A 211-nucleotide genomic window follows, 5' to 3' on the forward strand; every position below is an offset into this window, starting at 1 on the left:
GAAAAGAGAGGTGTTAATGGCACGTAATGCTGGTTTAGACTGTATGCTCGGAGCCGCTGTATTATTAGTTTTGGGAAACCATATTGGTATTCGTATGCCATTGAGCCATACAGCTATTGTGGATATTTTCCCAAAATGGTTTTTATCGGGGTTAAATTATAACGTTACAGAAGCCGTGTATGTTTTTTTCGTTTTGTCAGGCTTCTTGATT

1 pseudogene is annotated in these 211 nt (G+C 38.4%); it reads left to right on the top strand.

From position 1 onward, the window contains the following. Nucleotides 1-16: 16 nt before the first annotated feature. A pseudogene (locus tag KB213_RS12665) lies at nt 17-211 on the top strand (acyltransferase family protein); the annotation flags it as partial.

Source organism: Neokomagataea anthophila, from assembly GCF_018122595.1.
In the GTDB taxonomy this organism is placed as follows: Bacteria; Pseudomonadota; Alphaproteobacteria; order Acetobacterales; family Acetobacteraceae; genus Gluconobacter; species Gluconobacter anthophilus.